The following is a 22,658-nucleotide window of genomic DNA, read 5'->3' as shown; positions in this document are numbered from 1 at the left end:
TTTTCTATATTTAATGCTGAAATATCTCTTTTTAAAATATTTTTCTGTTAAACAATCAGCTACCAAGAAAAAATTAAACATCCAAACATTATTGATAGAATTAATAGTTAGCATATTTAATTTCCTTTATTTTTTCACACGATTTGAAAAAATAATAGCACTAATGGACTCATAAGAACGCTTACAATTTTATTGAAATCGTTTTCGAAAGCTAAAAATAGACAAAAAACAGCCAGCAATATGCTGACTGCTTTGTGTGCCTAGCGACGTCCTACTCTCACAGGGGGAAGCCCCCAACTACCATCGGCGCTAAAGAGCTTAACTTCCGTGTTCGGTATGGGAACGGGTGTGACCTCTTTGCCATCATCACTAGACAGTATTTAATTGAAAGATTGTTCTTTCAAAACTGGATAAACGGTTCATTGAATGTTTCAAACTTTTTGGTTAAGTCCTCGATCGATTAGTATTCGTCAGCTCCATGTGTCACCACACTTCCACCTCGAACCTATCTACCTCATCGTCTTTGAGGGATCTTACTTACTTGCGTAATGGGAAATCTCATCTTGAGGGGGGCTTCATGCTTAGATGCTTTCAGCACTTATCCCGTCCACACATAGCTACCCAGCGATGCCTTTGGCAAGACAACTGGTACACCAGCGGTGTGTCCATCCCGGTCCTCTCGTACTAAGGACAGCTCCTCTCAAATTTCCTACGCCCACGACGGATAGGGACCGAACTGTCTCACGACGTTCTGAACCCAGCTCGCGTACCGCTTTAATGGGCGAACAGCCCAACCCTTGGGACCGACTACAGCCCCAGGATGCGATGAGCCGACATCGAGGTGCCAAACCTCCCCGTCGATGTGGACTCTTGGGGGAGATAAGCCTGTTATCCCCGGGGTAGCTTTTATCCGTTGAGCGATGGCCCTTCCATGCGGAACCACCGGATCACTAAGCCCGTCTTTCGACCCTGCTCGACTTGTAGGTCTCGCAGTCAAGCTCCCTTGTGCCTTTACACTCTACGAATGATTTCCAACCATTCTGAGGGAACCTTTGGGCGCCTCCGTTACCTTTTAGGAGGCGACCGCCCCAGTCAAACTGTCCGCCTGACACTGTCTCCTGCCCCGCTAAGGGGCATGGGTTAGAATTTCAATACAACCAGGGTAGTATCCCACCGACGCCTCCTTCGAAGCTGGCGCTCCGAGATCTCTGGCTCCTACCTATCCTGTACAAGTTGTACCAAAATTCAATATCAGGCTACAGTAAAGCTCCACGGGGTCTTTCCGTCCTGTCGCGGGTAACCTGCATCTTCACAGGTACTATAATTTCACCGAGTCTCTCGTTGAGACAGTGCCCAGATCGTTACGCCTTTCGTGCGGGTCGGAACTTACCCGACAAGGAATTTCGCTACCTTAGGACCGTTATAGTTACGGCCGCCGTTTACTGGGGCTTCAATTCGCAGCTTCGCTTGCGCTAACCACTCCTCTTAACCTTCCAGCACCGGGCAGGCGTCAGCCCCTATACGTCACCTTACGGTTTTGCAGAGACCTGTGTTTTTGCTAAACAGTCGCCTGGGCCTATTCACTGCGGCTCTCATGCGCTTGCACGCTCAAGAGCACCCCTTCTCCCGAAGTTACGGGGTCATTTTGCCGAGTTCCTTAACGAGAGTTCTCTCGCACACCTTAGGATTCTCTCCTCGACTACCTGTGTCGGTTTGCGGTACGGGCACCTCTCACCTCGATAGAGGCTTTTCTTGGCAGTGTGAAATCAGGAACTTCGTCCATACGGACTCGCCATCACAGCTCAACGTTACAGTGTGCGGATTTGCCTACACACACGCCTTACTGCTTGGACGCGCACAACCAACGGCGCGCTTACCCTATCCTACTGCGTCCCCCCATTTCTCAAACGGTGAGGAGGTGGTACAGGAATATCAACCTGTTGTCCATCGCCTACGCCTATCGGCCTCGGCTTAGGTCCCGACTAACCCTGAGCGGACGAGCCTTCCTCAGGAAACCTTAGTCATACGGTGGACGGGATTCTCACCCGTCTTTCGCTACTCATACCGGCATTCTCACTTCTAAGCGCTCCACCAGTCCTTCCGGTCTGACTTCAACGCACTTAGAACGCTCTCCTACCACTGACATCGTAGATGTCAATCCACAGCTTCGGTGAATCGTTTAGCCCCGATACATTTTCGGCGCAGCGTCACTCGACCAGTGAGCTATTACGCACTCTTTAAATGATGGCTGCTTCTAAGCCAACATCCTGGTTGTCTGTGCAACGCCACATCCTTTTCCACTTAACGATTACTTTGGGACCTTAGCTGGTGGTCTGGGCTGTTTCCCTTTTGACTACGGATCTTATCACTCGCAGTCTGACTCCCGTGTATAAATATCTGGCATTCGGAGTTTGTCTGAATTCGGTAAACCGGGATGGCCCCCTAGTCCAAACAGTGCTCTACCTCCAGTATTCTCATCACGAGGCTAGCCCTAAAGCTATTTCGGAGAGAACCAGCTATCTCCAAGTTCGATTGGAATTTCTCCGCTACCCACACCTCATCCCCGCACTTTTCAACGTGCGTGGGTTCGGGCCTCCAGTAAGTGTTACCTCACCTTCACCCTGGACATGGGTAGATCACCTGGTTTCGGGTCTACGACCACGTACTAATTCGCCCTATTCAGACTCGCTTTCGCTGCGGCTCCGCCTTCTAAAGCTTAACCTCGCACGTAATCGTAACTCGCCGGTTCATTCTACAAAAGGCACGCTATCACCCATTAACGGGCTCTAACTACTTGTAGGCACACGGTTTCAGGATCTCTTTCACTCCCCTTCCGGGGTGCTTTTCACCTTTCCCTCACGGTACTGGTTCACTATCGGTCACTAGGTAGTATTTAGCCTTGGGAGATGGTCCTCCCGGATTCCGACGGAATTTCACGTGTTCCGCCGTACTCAGGATCCACTCTGGAGGGAACGAACTTTCGACTACAGGGCTTTTACCTGCTCTGGCGGACCTTTCCAAGTCGCTTCATCTAACTCATTCCTTTGTAACTCCGTATAGAGTGTCCTACAACCCCAAGAGGCAAGCCTCTTGGTTTGGGCTCTTCCCGTTTCGCTCGCCGCTACTCAGGGAATCGATTTTTCTTTCTCTTCCTCCAGGTACTTAGATGTTTCAGTTCCCTGGGTCTGCCTTCAAGACGCTATGTATTCACGTCAAGATACTACGCGATTAAACGTAGTGGGTTCCCCCATTCGGAAATCTCCGGATCAAAGCTCACTTACAGCTCCCCGAAGCATATCGGTGTTAGTGCCGTCCTTCTTCGGCTCCTAGTGCCAAGGCATTCGCCGTGCGCCCTTAATAACTTAACCTATCGGCTTCCAATCCACTGCGCATTTCGTTGTCAGCTTCTCTCGTTCAATCAGTCACGTACGTAAGTACGCTCCTTCATTCACTCGTTCGCTTCCTAGAACTGCTTGTGTCTTGAAACCCTATTTCGTTATTAAGCCTATAAAAAACTTAAAAAAATAAATGTGTTTGTTACAATTTCAATGTCGTTTTATCCAGTTTTCAAAGAACAAATTCACTACCTGTTTCTACTTCTTCGCAAATTTGCGACGAAAGCGTAGCGACAGGAGCACAGTTTTGAAGTATTTCATCGTAATGATGAACCTTCAAAACTGAACGCAAAACGTAATCTTACAAACCCAAGGTTTGTATTCCGAAAATATCCTTAGAAAGGAGGTGATCCAGCCGCACCTTCCGATACGGCTACCTTGTTACGACTTCACCCCAATCATCTATCCCACCTTCGGCGGCTGGCTCCAAAAGGTTACCTCACCGACTTCGGGTGTTACAAACTCTCGTGGTGTGACGGGCGGTGTGTACAAGGCCCGGGAACGTATTCACCGCGGCATGCTGATCCGCGATTACTAGCGATTCCGGCTTCATGTAGGCGAGTTGCAGCCTACAATCCGAACTGAGAACGACTTTATCGGATTAGCTCCCTCTCGCGAGTTGGCAACCGTTTGTATCGTCCATTGTAGCACGTGTGTAGCCCAGGTCATAAGGGGCATGATGATTTGACGTCATCCCCACCTTCCTCCGGTTTGTCACCGGCAGTCACCTTAGAGTGCCCAACTAAATGATGGCAACTAAGATCAAGGGTTGCGCTCGTTGCGGGACTTAACCCAACATCTCACGACACGAGCTGACGACAACCATGCACCACCTGTCACCGTTGTCCCCGAAGGGAAAACCATATCTCTACAGTGGTCAACGGGATGTCAAGACCTGGTAAGGTTCTTCGCGTTGCTTCGAATTAAACCACATGCTCCACCGCTTGTGCGGGCCCCCGTCAATTCCTTTGAGTTTCAGTCTTGCGACCGTACTCCCCAGGCGGAGTGCTTAATGCGTTAGCTGCAGCACTAAGGGGCGGAAACCCCCTAACACTTAGCACTCATCGTTTACGGCGTGGACTACCAGGGTATCTAATCCTGTTTGCTCCCCACGCTTTCGCGCCTCAGTGTCAGTTACAGACCAGATAGTCGCCTTCGCCACTGGTGTTCCTCCAAATCTCTACGCATTTCACCGCTACACTTGGAATTCCACTATCCTCTTCTGCACTCAAGTCTCCCAGTTTCCAATGACCCTCCACGGTTGAGCCGTGGGCTTTCACATCAGACTTAAGAAACCACCTGCGCGCGCTTTACGCCCAATAATTCCGGACAACGCTTGCCACCTACGTATTACCGCGGCTGCTGGCACGTAGTTAGCCGTGGCTTTCTAATAAGGTACCGTCAAGGTACAGCCAGTTACTACTGTACTTGTTCTTCCCTTACAACAGAGTTTTACGAACCGAAATCCTTCTTCACTCACGCGGCGTTGCTCCATCAGGCTTTCGCCCATTGTGGAAGATTCCCTACTGCTGCCTCCCGTAGGAGTCTGGGCCGTGTCTCAGTCCCAGTGTGGCCGATCACCCTCTCAGGTCGGCTACGCATCGTTGCCTTGGTGAGCCGTTACCTCACCAACTAGCTAATGCGCCGCGGGCCCATCCTATAGCGACAGCCGAAACCGTCTTTCAGTATTGTCCCATGAGGGACAAAAGATTATTCGGTATTAGCCCCGGTTTCCCGGAGTTATCCCAAACTATAGGGTAGGTTGCCCACGTGTTACTCACCCGTCCGCCGCTAACGTCAAAGGAGCAAGCTCCTTCTCTGTTCGCTCGACTTGCATGTATTAGGCACGCCGCCAGCGTTCGTCCTGAGCCAGGATCAAACTCTCCATAAAAGAAATTTGATTAGCTCAAATTGTTTTGCTGGCATCAATTTTGATGTCCAAAATTTTGTTTCGTTCACTAACAAAGTTAGCTAGTAAAAACTATATTGATTACGTTTTGCTTGTTCAGTTTTCAAGGTTCATTCGCGCTAACTGTTTTTAAAAGAGTTAACTTTTATATAATAACATGTTTCTAAAATAATGTCAAACATTTTTTTGTTTTTATTTTTTTAGTTACATGTTGTAACAGCAACTTTTATATAATAACATCTAGTTTTTGAAACGTCAACTGGTTTTATTATTTTTTTTAAAAAAACTATATTCTAAACCTCGGCCAAGTTTTTAAAAATTGAATAGTACGATTTCTACCTATCTCTAACAACGTTTCCTTTGTCTCTTCATTTAAATCGAATTGGGTAGCACTATAATCATCTACTGGAATAAAAACAATATCCCTTTCGTGTCTTCTTGAAATATATCTTTCATCATGAGCCCCTTTCATAGTAGCAAATAACGCTTCAAATAAATTCAAGCCATTCTTTATCTCTTGTGGGCATTGTTCTTCACTACTTCTACTTAGTTTAAGACCAAGTACAGGTCGCTTTTTACGCCCTTCTTTGTCATCAAATATCCATAAAGGGAAATTACTTAGTACGCCTCCATCAACAATGACTGATTCCCCCCTTCCTGTTTTCAATGTGACTGGTTCAAAAAAGAACGGAATGCCACAACTCATACGTAATGCACAAGCAACAGAAAAATTATTGGCATCAATTTGATATTTGTGTAAATCATCTGGTAAAACAATAATTCTTCCATTCGATAAATCGGATGCTACTAATTTTAATGAACCTTTAGGTAAATCCGAAAAAGTATAAACCCCCTTATCCGCTAATTTTTGAAAAAACCATTTTTCTAATGCTTTCCCTTTATACAAACCTAAATGGTTATAAACATTTATCCATTTCATAAACGGGAATGGTAGAAATGTTTTTCGAGGATCTAATAATGAAGGTACATCTAACTCTTCAAGTATACATTCAATTTCCTTTCCACTATAACCAGCAGCAATAAAAGCAGCTAAAATTGCTCCAGCACTTGTTCCTGCAACTCGTTTAAAATGAAAATTTTCAGCTTCTAATACTTGATACGCTCCAACCAAAGCAAAGCCTTTCAATCCTCCACCAGAAAAAACCCCATCAATCCACAAAATTCCCTCTCCTTTTTTAAGTAATCGTTATATTATAGAAAATTATCAAAGTGATTAGAACTTTAAAAAATGAATTTTGTCGAACTAACGGGCTTATTAGATTGTTTACGTAATCATTAAAAATACATAATAAAAAATAGAACGCCTGCCAGCATAAATCTCAATCCTAAATAAATAAGTAATACTTCAATATCTGCATGTATTCTATTAATGTTCTCATATAGAATATTCAAACCTCCAGCTTTCAAGCCCGTCTTAAGTAACTTATTTGTTTCATAATTAAAACATGCCATACAGTCACTAGAATGCCCTTAACGGGCTTTAAAATTGCAAAAATAGTATATTGCCAGCATCTACACTTCACTTTCTAATTCTTCTTCTATTGATACTTTGTTAAAATTTAAAATGCTTGATAATGAATTATAATTTTTCCATTTTAAAAAAATAACGAGAACCTATAAAAATAATAGATTCTCGTTATTACTCAAAATAAAAAAACAGCCAGCAATATGCTGACTGCTTTGTGTGCCTAGCGACGTCCTACTCTCACAGGGGGAAGCCCCCAACTACCATCGGCGCTAAAGAGCTTAACTTCCGTGTTCGGTATGGGAACGGGTGTGACCTCTTTGCCATCATCACTAGACAGTATTTAATTGAAAGATTGTTCTTTCAAAACTGGATAAACGGTTCATTGAATGTTTCAAACTTTTTTGGTTAAGTCCTCGATCGATTAGTATTCGTCAGCTCCATGTGTCACCACACTTCCACCTCGAACCTATCTACCTCATCGTCTTTGAGGGATCTTACTTACTTGCGTAATGGGAAATCTCATCTTGAGGGGGGCTTCATGCTTAGATGCTTTCAGCACTTATCCCGTCCACACATAGCTACCCAGCGATGCCTTTGGCAAGACAACTGGTACACCAGCGGTGTGTCCATCCCGGTCCTCTCGTACTAAGGACAGCTCCTCTCAAATTTCCTACGCCCACGACGGATAGGGACCGAACTGTCTCACGACGTTCTGAACCCAGCTCGCGTACCGCTTTAATGGGCGAACAGCCCAACCCTTGGGACCGACTACAGCCCCAGGATGCGATGAGCCGACATCGAGGTGCCAAACCTCCCCGTCGATGTGGACTCTTGGGGGAGATAAGCCTGTTATCCCCGGGGTAGCTTTTATCCGTTGAGCGATGGCCCTTCCATGCGGAACCACCGGATCACTAAGCCCGTCTTTCGACCCTGCTCGACTTGTAGGTCTCGCAGTCAAGCTCCCTTGTGCCTTTACACTCTACGAATGATTTCCAACCATTCTGAGGGAACCTTTGGGCGCCTCCGTTACCTTTTAGGAGGCGACCGCCCCAGTCAAACTGTCCGCCTGACACTGTCTCCTGCCCCGCTAAGGGGCATGGGTTAGAATTTCAATACAACCAGGGTAGTATCCCACCGACGCCTCCTTCGAAGCTGGCGCTCCGAGATCTCTGGCTCCTACCTATCCTGTACAAGTTGTACCAAAATTCAATATCAGGCTACAGTAAAGCTCCACGGGGTCTTTCCGTCCTGTCGCGGGTAACCTGCATCTTCACAGGTACTATAATTTCACCGAGTCTCTCGTTGAGACAGTGCCCAGATCGTTACGCCTTTCGTGCGGGTCGGAACTTACCCGACAAGGAATTTCGCTACCTTAGGACCGTTATAGTTACGGCCGCCGTTTACTGGGGCTTCAATTCGCAGCTTCGCTTGCGCTAACCACTCCTCTTAACCTTCCAGCACCGGGCAGGCGTCAGCCCCTATACGTCACCTTACGGTTTTGCAGAGACCTGTGTTTTTGCTAAACAGTCGCCTGGGCCTATTCACTGCGGCTCTCATGCGCTTGCACGCTCAAGAGCACCCCTTCTCCCGAAGTTACGGGGTCATTTTGCCGAGTTCCTTAACGAGAGTTCTCTCGCACACCTTAGGATTCTCTCCTCGACTACCTGTGTCGGTTTGCGGTACGGGCACCTCTCACCTCGATAGAGGCTTTTCTTGGCAGTGTGAAATCAGGAACTTCGTCCATACGGACTCGCCATCACAGCTCAACGTTACAGTGTGCGGATTTGCCTACACACACGCCTTACTGCTTGGACGCGCACAACCAACGGCGCGCTTACCCTATCCTACTGCGTCCCCCCATTTCTCAAACGGTGAGGAGGTGGTACAGGAATATCAACCTGTTGTCCATCGCCTACGCCTATCGGCCTCGGCTTAGGTCCCGACTAACCCTGAGCGGACGAGCCTTCCTCAGGAAACCTTAGTCATACGGTGGACGGGATTCTCACCCGTCTTTCGCTACTCATACCGGCATTCTCACTTCTAAGCGCTCCACCAGTCCTTCCGGTCTGACTTCAACGCACTTAGAACGCTCTCCTACCACTGACATCGTAGATGTCAATCCACAGCTTCGGTGAATCGTTTAGCCCCGATACATTTTCGGCGCAGCGTCACTCGACCAGTGAGCTATTACGCACTCTTTAAATGATGGCTGCTTCTAAGCCAACATCCTGGTTGTCTGTGCAACGCCACATCCTTTTCCACTTAACGATTACTTTGGGACCTTAGCTGGTGGTCTGGGCTGTTTCCCTTTTGACTACGGATCTTATCACTCGCAGTCTGACTCCCGTGTATAAATATCTGGCATTCGGAGTTTGTCTGAATTCGGTAAACCGGGATGGCCCCCTAGTCCAAACAGTGCTCTACCTCCAGTATTCTCATCACGAGGCTAGCCCTAAAGCTATTTCGGAGAGAACCAGCTATCTCCAAGTTCGATTGGAATTTCTCCGCTACCCACACCTCATCCCCGCACTTTTCAACGTGCGTGGGTTCGGGCCTCCAGTAAGTGTTACCTCACCTTCACCCTGGACATGGGTAGATCACCTGGTTTCGGGTCTACGACCACGTACTAATTCGCCCTATTCAGACTCGCTTTCGCTGCGGCTCCGCCTTCTAAAGCTTAACCTCGCACGTAATCGTAACTCGCCGGTTCATTCTACAAAAGGCACGCTATCACCCATTAACGGGCTCTAACTACTTGTAGGCACACGGTTTCAGGATCTCTTTCACTCCCCTTCCGGGGTGCTTTTCACCTTTCCCTCACGGTACTGGTTCACTATCGGTCACTAGGTAGTATTTAGCCTTGGGAGATGGTCCTCCCGGATTCCGACGGAATTTCACGTGTTCCGCCGTACTCAGGATCCACTCTGGAGGGAACGAACTTTCGACTACAGGGCTTTTACCTGCTCTGGCGGACCTTTCCAAGTCGCTTCATCTAACTCATTCCTTTGTAACTCCGTATAGAGTGTCCTACAACCCCAAGAGGCAAGCCTCTTGGTTTGGGCTCTTCCCGTTTCGCTCGCCGCTACTCAGGGAATCGATTTTTCTTTCTCTTCCTCCAGGTACTTAGATGTTTCAGTTCCCTGGGTCTGCCTTCAAGACGCTATGTATTCACGTCAAGATACTACGCGATTAAACGTAGTGGGTTCCCCCATTCGGAAATCTCCGGATCAAAGCTCACTTACAGCTCCCCGAAGCATATCGGTGTTAGTGCCGTCCTTCTTCGGCTCCTAGTGCCAAGGCATTCGCCGTGCGCCCTTAATAACTTAACCTATCGGCTTCCAATCCACTGCGCATTTCGTTGTCAGCTTCTCTCGTTCAATCAGTCACGTACGTAAGTACGCTCCTTCATTCACTCGTTCGCTTCCTAGAACTGCTTGTGTCTTGAAACCCTATTTCGTTATTAAGCCTATAAAAAACTTAAAAAAATAAATGTGTTTGTTACAATTTCAATGTCGTTTTATCCAGTTTTCAAAGAACAAATTCACTACCTGTTTCTACTTCTTCGCAAATTTGCGACGAAAGCGTAGCGACAGGAGCACAGTTTTGAAGTATTTCATCGTAATGATGAACCTTCAAAACTGAACGCAAAACGTAATCTTACAAACCCAAGGTTTGTATTCCGAAAATATCCTTAGAAAGGAGGTGATCCAGCCGCACCTTCCGATACGGCTACCTTGTTACGACTTCACCCCAATCATCTATCCCACCTTCGGCGGCTGGCTCCAAAAGGTTACCTCACCGACTTCGGGTGTTACAAACTCTCGTGGTGTGACGGGCGGTGTGTACAAGGCCCGGGAACGTATTCACCGCGGCATGCTGATCCGCGATTACTAGCGATTCCGGCTTCATGTAGGCGAGTTGCAGCCTACAATCCGAACTGAGAACGACTTTATCGGATTAGCTCCCTCTCGCGAGTTGGCAACCGTTTGTATCGTCCATTGTAGCACGTGTGTAGCCCAGGTCATAAGGGGCATGATGATTTGACGTCATCCCCACCTTCCTCCGGTTTGTCACCGGCAGTCACCTTAGAGTGCCCAACTAAATGATGGCAACTAAGATCAAGGGTTGCGCTCGTTGCGGGACTTAACCCAACATCTCACGACACGAGCTGACGACAACCATGCACCACCTGTCACCGTTGTCCCCGAAGGGAAAACCATATCTCTACAGTGGTCAACGGGATGTCAAGACCTGGTAAGGTTCTTCGCGTTGCTTCGAATTAAACCACATGCTCCACCGCTTGTGCGGGCCCCCGTCAATTCCTTTGAGTTTCAGTCTTGCGACCGTACTCCCCAGGCGGAGTGCTTAATGCGTTAGCTGCAGCACTAAGGGGCGGAAACCCCCTAACACTTAGCACTCATCGTTTACGGCGTGGACTACCAGGGTATCTAATCCTGTTTGCTCCCCACGCTTTCGCGCCTCAGTGTCAGTTACAGACCAGATAGTCGCCTTCGCCACTGGTGTTCCTCCAAATCTCTACGCATTTCACCGCTACACTTGGAATTCCACTATCCTCTTCTGCACTCAAGTCTCCCAGTTTCCAATGACCCTCCACGGTTGAGCCGTGGGCTTTCACATCAGACTTAAGAAACCACCTGCGCGCGCTTTACGCCCAATAATTCCGGACAACGCTTGCCACCTACGTATTACCGCGGCTGCTGGCACGTAGTTAGCCGTGGCTTTCTAATAAGGTACCGTCAAGGTACAGCCAGTTACTACTGTACTTGTTCTTCCCTTACAACAGAGTTTTACGAACCGAAATCCTTCTTCACTCACGCGGCGTTGCTCCATCAGGCTTTCGCCCATTGTGGAAGATTCCCTACTGCTGCCTCCCGTAGGAGTCTGGGCCGTGTCTCAGTCCCAGTGTGGCCGATCACCCTCTCAGGTCGGCTACGCATCGTTGCCTTGGTGAGCCGTTACCTCACCAACTAGCTAATGCGCCGCGGGCCCATCCTATAGCGACAGCCGAAACCGTCTTTCAGTATTGTCCCATGAGGGACAAAAGATTATTCGGTATTAGCCCCGGTTTCCCGGAGTTATCCCAAACTATAGGGTAGGTTGCCCACGTGTTACTCACCCGTCCGCCGCTAACGTCAAAGGAGCAAGCTCCTTCTCTGTTCGCTCGACTTGCATGTATTAGGCACGCCGCCAGCGTTCGTCCTGAGCCAGGATCAAACTCTCCATAAAAGAAATTTGATTAGCTCAAATTGTTTTGCTGGCATCAATTTTGATGTCCAAAATTTTGTTTCGTTCACTAACAAAGTTAGCTAGTAAAAACTATATTGATTACGTTTTGCTTGTTCAGTTTTCAAGGTTCATTTTGTTTCGTTTAGTGCGTCACCTCTTGGCGACTCATTTATAATATCAAGATTCATAAACTATGTCAACACTTTATCTAAAAAAATTAAAATAGTTTTTCATTACATGCATTTACTCTAGTAGAACAACGGAGTAATAAGGCAATCACAACTCTTTTATGACTGCCTTATTAGTTCTTTATTTACTCTATTCATTTGTGATTATTCGTGAAATATAAAACGTACGATTTTTTCCTAAATCAAAAATTTCACCTGTAATACTTAATTTAATAATAGGACGTGTAGGTGCATATCTATTAACGAACATTACTTCACCACGTTCTAGATTAGAAAGTTCAATAATTGTTCCAATTGGTAAGTCTGCCACTAAGTCAATCAACGCTCTTACTACTTTAATATCAAATTTTCCAAACTCAGACTCATTAATCATTTCTATTACTTTAAATGAGGATTGTTTGGAGCGATAAACACGCTCACATGTCATAGCATGAAAAACATCGGCAACTGCAATAATCTGCGCAAAAACCGATATGTTTGCGATTTTCTCACCTTTAGGATATCCGCTTCCGTTTAAGCGCTCATGATGCTGGAAAATGGCTTCTTTAATTGTATCTTTTAAGATTGTTAAATCCTTTACCATGTTATAACTATATATAGGATGTTTATGAATCTCTGAAAATTCTTGTTCAGTTAATGTAGTTTTTTTATCTCGAATACGTGGGTGAATTTTAGCCATACCGCAATCTGCTAGTAGACCGCCAATTGCAATTTGAATAGTTAACCCTTTATCGTAACCTAATTTTTGAGCGATTACAGAAGAAATCAGTGCTGTTCCTACACAATGGTGGTATAAATAATCTTTTGGATTCGAATATTCGTTTAAGTTAAAAATAATTGTACGATCTTCTAAGACCATATCCAATAATGGCAAAATGATCGAACGTGCTTTTGTAATATCTACCTTCGCACCAGCTTCCCAATTTTTAAACTCTTTCTTAAATTGTTCAACAGAATTACTATAAACTCTTTTAAACGTTGGAACAGCTTCTGGTTGGAAAGCAAAATCTATTTCTTTTTCAGTCTCTACTGAAACTTCTTTTAAATTATCTTTGTATACAGGAGCTCTTGAAATATTAAATGCGCTAAAAACTTGTAAATGCTCATGTGATACTACTGTATCTTTAAAAATTATTGGATATTGTGTATTAGCAAAAATATCTTCAGAAATAACTTTTCCAATACGTAATTCTGAAATTGGGACATGTACCGTTTCCACGAAATTAAACACCTCTTTACTATTTCACTTACTTGAACTAAGGTCTATTTATATATTATCACGAATTTCTAAATTATTACTTATTTTTCACGATATATAATAAAAACCGATGAGCAGCAACAAACGCTGTCTTCATCGGTTATTTTTTATTCTTCTATTTCCTCATTTTCATCAGTGGCCTCTTCGTCTTCTTTTTCAACTTTTGCAACAGTTGCAACAAGTTCGTCATCCCCTAAACGAATTAAACGAACACCTTGAGTACTACGACCAATTAATGAAATATCATTGACATCCATACGTATCAGCATTCCGTTGATTGTAATAAGCATTAAATCTTCAGAACCATCAACAGTTTTAACAGCCACCATAGGACCATTTTTATCGGTAATTTGAATTGTTTTTAAACCAACGCCACCACGACTTTGTAAACGATACTCCTCTTCAGTTGTACGCTTACCATAGCCTTTTTCGGTAACGACTAAAATTTCTTGTCCAGGTTCGACGATTTCCATACCAACTACTTCATCGCCTTCTCGTAGCTTAATACCACGTACCCCACCTGCTGTACGTCCCATTGAACGGATATCATCCTCTTGGAAACGAACAAGCATACCATCACGCGTTCCGATAATCACTTGCTTCATACCATCCGTTAAACGAACAGCAATTAAATCATCATCTTCTCGTAAACTAATAGCAATTAAGCCATTCGTACGGATATTTGCAAATTGAGATACAGGTGTACGTTTTGAAATACCTGTTTTCGTTGTAAAGATAAAGTAAGCATCCTTGTCAAATGAATCAACACGAATCATTGCCGTAACTTTCTCACCTTTATCGATATTCAGTAAGTTAACGATTGGTAAACCTTTCGCCGTGCGACCGTACTCTGGAATTTCGTAACCTTTAGCACGGAATACTTTCCCCTTAGACGTGAAGAATAATATAGTATCGTGCGTAGATGTATTCATAAGGTGCTCGACGAAGTCATCCTCATTAGTTCCCATTCCTTGTACACCACGACCACCGCGCTTTTGACTGCGATATGTATTGGCAGCTAAGCGCTTAATATAGCCATTATGCGTTAACGTAACAACTGAATTTTCTACAGGAATTAAATCCTCATCCTCAATCATTTCCATACCGCCAGATGTAATCTCTGTACGACGGGCATCATTGAAGCGCTCTTTCAGTTCTAATATTTCAGTGCGAATAATCTCAACAATTTTAGCTTCATCGGCTAAGATTGCTTTTAATTCAGCAATTAGCACTTGTAACTCTTGATATTCTGCTTCAATTTTTTCTCGTTCTAAGCCACTTAAACGTACTAAACGCATATCTAAAATTGCTTGGGCTTGACGTTCAGATAAATTAAACCGTTCCATTAATTGCGGTTTAGCTTCCTCACCACTACGAGAACCGCGGATAATCGCAATAATTTCATCAATATGATCTAGGGCAATTCGTAAGCCCTCTAAAATATGAGCACGGTCTTCTGCTTTCTTTAAATCGAATTCAGTACGGCGGCGAATGATGACTTTTTGATGCTCTAAATAATGATACAGCATCTCTTTAATGCCCATTACTTTTGGCTGTCCATTTACTAAAGACAGCATATTAACACCAAAGCTTGATTGCATCGCTGTTTGCTTATAAAGATTATTTAACACGACATTTGCATTGGCATCTTTTCGTATTTCAATAACTACACGCATACCACGGCGGTCAGATTCATCTCGTAGATTGGTAATGCCATCGATTTTTTTATCGCGAACTAGCTCAGCAATCTTTTCAATTAATTTTGCCTTATTTACTTGGTAAGGTAATTCATGAATAAGAATTGTTTCTTTACCGTTTGACTTTTGTTCGATTTCTACTTTAGCTCGAATAATAATGGAACCACGGCCTGTTTCATAGGCACGGCGAATACCACTGCGTCCTAAAATCAATCCACCAGTTGGGAAATCCGGTCCTGGAATAATTTCCATCAATTCTTCCGTAGTAATTGCAGGATTTTCAGATAGTGCTAACACTCCATCAATCGTTTCCCCTAGGTTATGTGGAGGAATGTTTGTTGCCATACCAACCGCAATTCCTGCCGCTCCATTTACTAATAAGTTTGGATAGCGACTTGGTAAAACGACCGGTTCTTTTTCAGAGCCATCATAGTTATCAGTATAGTCAATTGTGTTTTTATTAATATCTCGAAGCATTTCCATTGCAATACGAGACATACGCGATTCTGTATAACGCATCGCAGCTGCTCCGTCGCCATCAACAGAACCAAAGTTTCCGTGACCATCAACAAGCATGTAACGATAACTAAAATCTTGTGCCATACGTACCATGGCATCGTAAATTGAAGAGTCACCATGTGGATGGTACTTACCCATTACATCCCCAACGATACGTGCTGATTTTTTGTACGCTTTATCTGCTGTATTTCCTAACTCTTGCATGCCGTATAAAATACGACGATGAACTGGCTTTAATCCATCGCGTACATCTGGTAATGCACGCGAAACGATTACACTCATTGCATAATCGAGGAAGGATGTTTCGATTTCTTCTGTTATATTAACTCCTTTAACACCGGAGCGTTCTTGTTCTGACAAAGTGTAGACCTCCCCTCAAGAAAAATTAAATATCTAAATTAGCGTATACCGCATTTTCTTCGATAAATTGACGACGAGGTTCTACTTCATCGCCCATTAAGCGTTCGAATGCTTCGTTCGCTTTAATTGCATCATCTAATTCCACTTGTAATAATGTGCGGTGCTCTGGATCCATTGTTGTATCCCACAGTTGCTCCGCATTCATTTCACCAAGACCTTTGTAGCGTTGAACTACAGGCTTAGGCATGTTTGGCAGTCGCTCTAAAATCTCTTGTAGCGCAATATCATCATAGCAATATTCAACATGCTTCCCTTGCTTCACTTGATAAAGTGGTGGCTGTGCAATATAAATATAACCAGCATCTACTAAAGGTCGTAAGAAACGGAAGAAGAATGTTAACAATAATGTACGGATATGTGCTCCATCTACATCGGCATCGGTCATTATAATAATTTTATGATAACGCGCTTTTTCTAAATTAAATTCTTCCCCAATACCAGTCCCGAAGGCTGTAATCATTGCTCGAATTTCAGCATTGGATAATATTTTATCTAATCGTGCTTTTTCCACGTTTAAAATTTTACCACGTAAAGGTAAAATTGCTTGGAAGTGACGGTCACGTCCAGATTTCGCCGAACCACCGGCAGAGTCACCCTCTACGATGTAAATTTCACAGTCAGCTGGGTTTGTAGAAGAACAATCAGCAAGTTTACCCGGTAAGCTTGATACTTCAAGCGCTGATTTGCGGCGTGTAAATTCGCGTGCCTTTTTGGCTGCCACACGTGCCCGAGCTGCCATTAAACCTTTATCGATAATTTTTCGCGCTACAGTTGGATTTTCTAACATGAAACGTTCAAAACCATCTGAAAATAACGCATTCGTAATTTGGCTTACTTCGGAGTTACCAAGCTTTGTTTTCGTTTGTCCCTCAAATTGAGGATCAGGGTGCTTAATAGATATAATAGCCGTTAACCCTTCGCGAACATCTTCACCTGTAAGGTTCGTATCAGCTTCTTTTAATAAGCCATTTTTACGCGCGTAATCATTGATAACACGCGTAAGTGCTGTTTTAAAGCCTGACTCATGTGTACCACCTTCATACGTATTGATGTTATTTGCGAACGAGAAAATATTCGATGAAAAACCAGCATTATATTGCATGGCGATTTCAATAGAAATACCGTCCTTTTCGCCAAGAACATCAATCGGCTCATGGATAGGCTCTTTAGATTTGTTCAAGTGCTCTACATAAGAACGAATACCACCTTCATAATGATATGTAGTGGAACGTATCTCATCTTCACGCTCATCTGCAATTGTAATTCGAATACCGCGATTCAAATAGGCTAATTCGCGAATACGATGTGCTAAAATATCGAATTCATATTCTGTTGTTTCTTTGAAAATTTCAGGATCTGCTTTGAAACGAGTAGTTGTTCCGTTATGATCGGTTTCACCAATAACAGTTAATGCCTGTGTTGTTTGACCACGTTCAAATTTTATTTCGTGGATTTGTCCCTCGCGATGAACTTGAACAATTGTCTCAACTGACAAAGCATTTACTACTGATGCCCCTACACCATGAAGACCGCCTGATACTTTATAGCCCCCACCGCCGAATTTACCACCGGCATGGAGCACTGTCATAATGACTTCGACAGCTGGTTTACCCATCTTTTCTTGAATACTGACAGGAATTCCTCGACCATTATCTTCTACACGAATCCAATTGTCTTTTTCAATCGTAACTGAGATATCAGTACAAAAACCTGCAAGTGCTTCGTCTATACTATTATCAACAATTTCCCATACTAAATGGTGAAGTCCTTTAGAGCTTGTTGAACCGATATACATCCCCGGTCTTTTTCGAACCGCTTCTAAACCTTCTAATACCTGTATTTGATCGGCTTCATACGCTTGATCTTGTAAACCTTCGTTTTCTATAGCCACGGCTTCCATCTACTCCTTCATAACATCATTGTGTGTAAATGAATGAACAGTCAACCGAGCTGACTATTACCATTCTTTTATAATCTAAAAAACTCCCTGGCTAACTTTCTTCAATCGCACCTTGTTTCACGTGGAACAGCTGAGCATGTTCCATCGTCTCATGATGAATTCCATCAACACTTGTAGTCGTTACAAAGGTTTGGACTTCACCTTGAATGGTATTTAATAAATGCGATTGGCGATAATCATCGAGTTCCGACAATACATCGTCTAAAAGTAGAATGGGTGTTTCATTTGTTTCTTGTTTAATTAACTCAATTTCGGCGAGCTTTAATGACAGAGCAGTTGTTCGTTGTTGCCCTTGTGAGCCATATGTTTGCACATCATAGCCATTCACTAAAAATTGTAAATCATCACGATGTGGTCCAACCATCGTGACACCACGCTCAAATTCACGATTCTTTGCCTCTACTAACTTTTTCAGTAAGAGATCTTCCATTTCACTAGCAGTCTGTCCTTTATCAATACCTGCTACAGTGCGGTATTTAATCATTAAAGTTTCCTTACCTTGTGAAATTCCTGCATGAATCGGCTCTGCCCACTCTTGTAATAAATCCATAAATTGAAATCTTTTTCGAATAATTTGGGTAGCTGCGTGAATATACTGCTCATTATAAACATCATACATCACGTCGTTTGTCATTATCTTACCCTGATTCATTTTCAAATAATGATTGCGTTGTTTTAAAATCTTTTGAAAGGTTAATAAATCATGTAAGTAGACGGGCGAAATTTGCCCAATCTCCATATCAATAAAACGTCGTCGTATTTGCGGGCTCCCTTTAACAACATTTAAATCTTCTGGCGCAAACATAACCACATTCATTTGACCAATATAATGACTAAGACGACTTTGTTCAATATGATTAATTTTACCCTTTTTGCCCTTTTTCGTAATGGTAAGCTCTATTGGTAAAATACCGTGCCTTTTTTGAACGGCCCCTTCTATTTTACCATAGTCTGAATCCCAACGTATCAATTCTTTATCGTTCGTCGTGCGATGTGATTTAGCCATCGCTAATACGTAGATGGATTCCATCACATTTGTTTTTCCTTGGGCATTTTCACCAATAAATACATTTATTTTTGGAGAGAATTTTAACGTTAACGCATCATAGTTGCGGTAATTTGTAAGTTTTAACTGCTCAATATGCATAATTTATTGTCCAGTGGGCCCAACAATTCGGAACCGGCCACATCCAGGAATATTTACAACATCTCCGTTACGTAATTTGCGACCACGGCGATCATCTACCTCGCCATTTACGTAAACATCATTTTCGTGTAAAAACCATTTTGCCATACCGCCTGAGCTAATCGCATCAGTCATTTTTAAAAGTTGCCCTAACGTGACAAACTCTACATCGATTTCAATGTCTTTCATAGCTGTGTTACCCTCCAAATACAGAATGTCTATCTCTCTATCATACCTAAAAATGCTTCATAAGTAAAAAAAGATAGCCGCAACGAGCGACTATCCCAAAGTTTATCAAAGCAAGTGAACATAACTTAAAATCCAATTTATTCTATATAATACAACTAATAGAAATTAGACGATTAATATGTGCGCACTGGTAAAATTAGTTGCAGAATTGCATCATCATGAACAGAGCGTAAAATAAATGGTCTCATCGCACCAGTAAATTGAATAACCACATCTTGACCATCAATTGCTTTCAATGCTTCCATCATGTATTTAGCGCTAAAGGAAATTTTTAAGTTATCCCCTTCTAATGCTTCCACAGGTATTTCTTCTTGTACTTTACCTATCTCTGGAGAATTCGATGAAACTTCAACCGCTTGACTATCTAAAATTTCGAAGCGCACGACATTATTACGATCTCCTCGTGCGACAAGTGATGCACGATCAATTGCTTGTAATAAAGCTTTACCGTTAATCGTTACATTTGTTTGATATTCTTCTGGAATTAAACGTGATGTATCTGGGTAGTTCCCTTCAAGTAAACGAGAGAAGAATAATACATCTCCTGTTTTAAATAATACTTGCTGACTTGTAATAACAATTTGGACAAGATTTGTAGAATCTTCTAACACCTTATTTAACTCATTTAAACTTTTACCAGGAATAACTACACTATGTTCAACTTCAGGTAAATCTTCTAACTGTACTTTACGTCTTGCTAAACGGTGGCTATCTGTTGCAACACAGATTAATGTTTCGTTTTTAATCTGCCAGTTTACACCTGTCAACACGGGTCTGCTTTCAGAAGTCGCCACTGCGAATACTGTTTCACGGATAATTGATTTTAGTAAGTCTGCAGGAATAGTAAATTTTTGATCCTCTGTTAATTCAGGTAATAAAGGATATTCAGCAGCATCAGAGCCAATTAAATGGAATTCTGATTTTCCTGAACGAATATGCGTTTGGAAACCTGTCGTTACTTGAATTTCAACCTCGTTTGTCGGCAATTTACGAACAATTTCATTGAACATACGTGCTTGTACAACGATTGAACCAGTTTCCGCAATGTGAATAATTTGTTGTCCATCTTCTTCTACTGGGATAAATGTTTGAATTGTAATATCTGCATCACTACCAGTTAGACGAATTCCTTCGTTTGTTACATCAATTTTAATCCCCGTTAATATCGGAATTGTTGTTTTAGAACTTACGGCTTTCATGACATCATTTAAACCTTCTAGTAAACGGTCACGTAAAATATCAAATTTCATTTGTTTTCCCTCACATATTTATATTATTTATTTATTAAATATAAAAAGATATAGTAATAGGTCCTGTGGATTTGTGGATAAGTGCTTCTAGGTGAATAAAATCAGTCTATCCACATGTAGATAGACTGTGTATAAGTTTGTGTTTAAAAATTAGAGTTGTCCACAAGTTTATTTCCCTAGCATGCTACGAATTTGTTTAATATCTTGTTGCAGTTGAACGTCATTTTTCAACAAAGAAGATATTTTTTCATGCGCATGGATAACAGTAGTATGGTCACGACCACCAAACTCTTCGCCAATTTTCGGCAGCGAGAAATCTGTTAATTCGCGTGATAAAAACATCGCAATTTGTCGAGGAAAGGCGATTAGCTTAGTTCGTTTTTTAGCTGAAAAATCTTCTAAACGAATATTAAAGTGCTCTCCTACTGCGTTTTGAATATCTAAAATTGTCACAGTTCTAGGTTTTGCATTAGGAATGATATCTTTTAATGCTTCAGCGGCTAATGTAGCTGTAATATCCTTGTTCACTAACGAAGAGTAAGCTACGACACGAATAAGCGCACCTTCAAGCTCCCGGATATTGGAGTCAATCTGGTTCGCAATATAGAGCATTACTTCGTTTGGTACATCCAAACCGTCCGCTTTTGCTTTTTTTCGTAGAATAGCGATACGAGTTTCTAAATCAGGTGGAGCTATATCAGTAATTAGCCCCCACTCAAATCGAGAACGTAAGCGATCCTCTAAAGTAGGTATTTCCTTAGGTGGACGGTCACTTGATATGACAATTTGTTTTGATTCCTCGTGTAATGTGTTAAAAGTATGGAAAAATTCTTCTTGAGTCGATTCTTTTCCAGCAAGGAATTGAATATCATCAATTAGCAGCACATCTACATTACGATATTTGTTGCGAAAATCGAGTGCTTTATTATCGCGAATAGAGTTAATAAATTCATTTGTAAACTTTTCTGATGATAAGTACACGACTTTTGCGTTTGGATTATGTTCTAACACATAATGGCCAATTGCGTGCATTAAATGCGTTTTGCCAAGCCCTACGCCCCCATATATAAAGAATGGGTTATAAGCCTTTGCAGGGGCTTCAGCAACAGCTAACGATGCAGCATGTGCGAAGCGGTTTCCAGAGCCAATAACAAACGTATCAAATGTATATTTCGGATTTAACATCCCTGGTGAAATATCATGATGGTCGTTATTTTTTGCTTGGATAATCGGCGCTGGTAAGTCAAAATCGTCCGAATCCTGGTTTTTTTGAACAACAAATTTAATAAGCAAGTCTTCGCCTGTTAGCTCCGTTAATATACCTGTAATCAAATGAATATAATGATTTTCAAGCCAGTCTCGAGCAAACGAATTTGGCGCTGCTATTGTCACGGTTGAACCACTTCCATTGTAAGAAAGTAATTTAGTAGACTTTAGCCACGTTTCGAAGCTTGGTTTAGAAATTTTTTGTTCAACTTGAGCCAGGACATTATTCCATAATTCTTCTAAATGTTCCAAGCTGCTATTCTCCTTTACAGTTCAATACATATACAGCAATAAAAAATATAGTGCATTTATGTGATAAGTAAATACGTTCATTTTACGACTAATCCACAAAATCACAAGTTGTGGATAATACTTAACCAAAGGCTGTGATAAAAATTATCCACAGCATATCAACAGTTGTGGATAAAAGATTAGTTCGTTTTAGTTTTCAACAAAGTGAAGCACAGTAATCGTATCAGAAAAACAAAGCTATTTCAATAGTTTATGAAACTTATCCACATAACTTTGATTTACTCACTTTCAAGTTGTCCACAAGCACTGCTTATGTGAAAAAGCTGTAGATAACAGTTGTGGATAAAAAATAATGCAAAAAATACTATACACA

8 protein-coding genes and 6 rRNA genes are annotated in these 22,658 nt (G+C 42.7%); all 14 read right to left on the bottom strand.

The annotated features are described in order from the left end of the window. Positions 1-258 precede the first annotated feature (258 nt). The 14 genes from rrf (T479_RS00070) to dnaA all read right to left on the bottom strand — a co-directional run bounded on the left by rrf (T479_RS00070) (position 259) and on the right by dnaA (position 22,285). A 5S ribosomal RNA gene (rrf, locus tag T479_RS00070) occupies positions 259-374 on the bottom strand. Between the two features lie 66 nt (positions 375-440). Then, a 23S ribosomal RNA gene (locus tag T479_RS00065) occupies positions 441-3,368 on the bottom strand. A 366-nt stretch (positions 3,369-3,734) separates the two neighbouring features. Continuing rightward, positions 3,735-5,286, bottom strand: a 16S ribosomal RNA gene (locus T479_RS00060). A 304-nt stretch (positions 5,287-5,590) separates the two neighbouring features. Then, positions 5,591-6,484: a patatin-like phospholipase family protein gene (locus tag T479_RS00055; protein WP_024364927.1), complete on the bottom strand. Its 894-nt coding sequence runs from the start codon at positions 6,482-6,484 to the stop codon at positions 5,591-5,593. A 527-nt stretch (positions 6,485-7,011) separates the two neighbouring features. Then, positions 7,012-7,127: ribosomal RNA gene (rrf, locus tag T479_RS00050) — 5S ribosomal RNA — on the bottom strand. 67 nt (positions 7,128-7,194) lie between these two features. After that, positions 7,195-10,122: ribosomal RNA gene (locus T479_RS00045) — 23S ribosomal RNA — on the bottom strand. 366 nt (positions 10,123-10,488) lie between these two features. Next, positions 10,489-12,040: ribosomal RNA gene (locus T479_RS00040) — 16S ribosomal RNA — on the bottom strand. Together the 16S, 23S and 5S rRNA genes form the textbook arrangement of a ribosomal RNA operon. 318 nt (positions 12,041-12,358) lie before the next feature. Next, positions 12,359-13,447, bottom strand: a complete 1,089-nt coding sequence (locus T479_RS00035) for an HD-GYP domain-containing protein (RefSeq protein ID WP_024364622.1) — start codon at positions 13,445-13,447, stop codon at positions 12,359-12,361. Between the two features lie 146 nt (positions 13,448-13,593). Beyond that, positions 13,594-16,062 (bottom strand): DNA gyrase subunit A, encoded by a 2,469-nt coding sequence (gyrA, locus tag T479_RS00030; protein WP_024364623.1) that lies wholly within the window; start codon positions 16,060-16,062, stop codon positions 13,594-13,596. Positions 16,063-16,087: 25 nt separating this feature from the next. After that, positions 16,088-18,022, bottom strand: coding sequence for a DNA topoisomerase (ATP-hydrolyzing) subunit B (gene gyrB, locus T479_RS00025; protein WP_052599445.1), 1,935 nt, complete (start codon positions 18,020-18,022; stop codon positions 16,088-16,090). Between the two features lie 91 nt (positions 18,023-18,113). Beyond that, positions 18,114-19,229, bottom strand: coding sequence for a DNA replication/repair protein RecF (gene recF / locus T479_RS00020; RefSeq protein WP_024364625.1), 1,116 nt, complete (start codon positions 19,227-19,229; stop codon positions 18,114-18,116). A 3-nt stretch (positions 19,230-19,232) separates the two neighbouring features. Beyond that, entirely contained in the window at positions 19,233-19,457 is a 225-nt protein-coding gene (gene yaaA / locus T479_RS00015; protein WP_024364626.1) for a S4 domain-containing protein YaaA, read from the bottom strand. Between the two features lie 173 nt (positions 19,458-19,630). Then, a complete protein-coding gene (gene dnaN / locus T479_RS00010) occupies positions 19,631-20,767 on the bottom strand; it encodes a DNA polymerase III subunit beta (protein WP_024364627.1) in 1,137 nt (378 codons plus the stop codon). Positions 20,768-20,935: 168 nt separating this feature from the next. After that, the gene (gene dnaA, locus T479_RS00005; RefSeq protein ID WP_024364628.1) at positions 20,936-22,285 is read right to left on the bottom strand and encodes a chromosomal replication initiator protein DnaA; all 1,350 of its coding nucleotides are present in this window, start codon (positions 22,283-22,285) and stop codon (positions 20,936-20,938) included. Positions 22,286-22,658 lie beyond the last annotated feature (373 nt).

Source organism: Lysinibacillus sphaericus (assembly GCF_000600105.1).
GTDB lineage: Bacteria > Bacillota > Bacilli > Bacillales_A > Planococcaceae > Lysinibacillus > Lysinibacillus sphaericus.
The sequence above is the reverse complement of the archived record's forward strand: the minus strand, read 5'-3'. Positions and strand labels throughout refer to the sequence as shown.

Coding starts and splice junctions, on each gene's coding strand:
- yaaA (WP_024364626.1), bottom strand. CDS start 19,457: ATGAAAGACATTGAAATCGATGTAGAGTTTGTCACGTTAGGGCAACTT.
- recF (WP_024364625.1), bottom strand. CDS start 19,229: ATGCATATTGAGCAGTTAAAACTTACAAATTACCGCAACTATGATGCG.
- dnaN (WP_024364627.1), bottom strand. CDS start 20,767: ATGAAATTTGATATTTTACGTGACCGTTTACTAGAAGGTTTAAATGAT.
- gyrB (WP_052599445.1), bottom strand. CDS start 18,022: ATGGAAGCCGTGGCTATAGAAAACGAAGGTTTACAAGATCAAGCGTAT.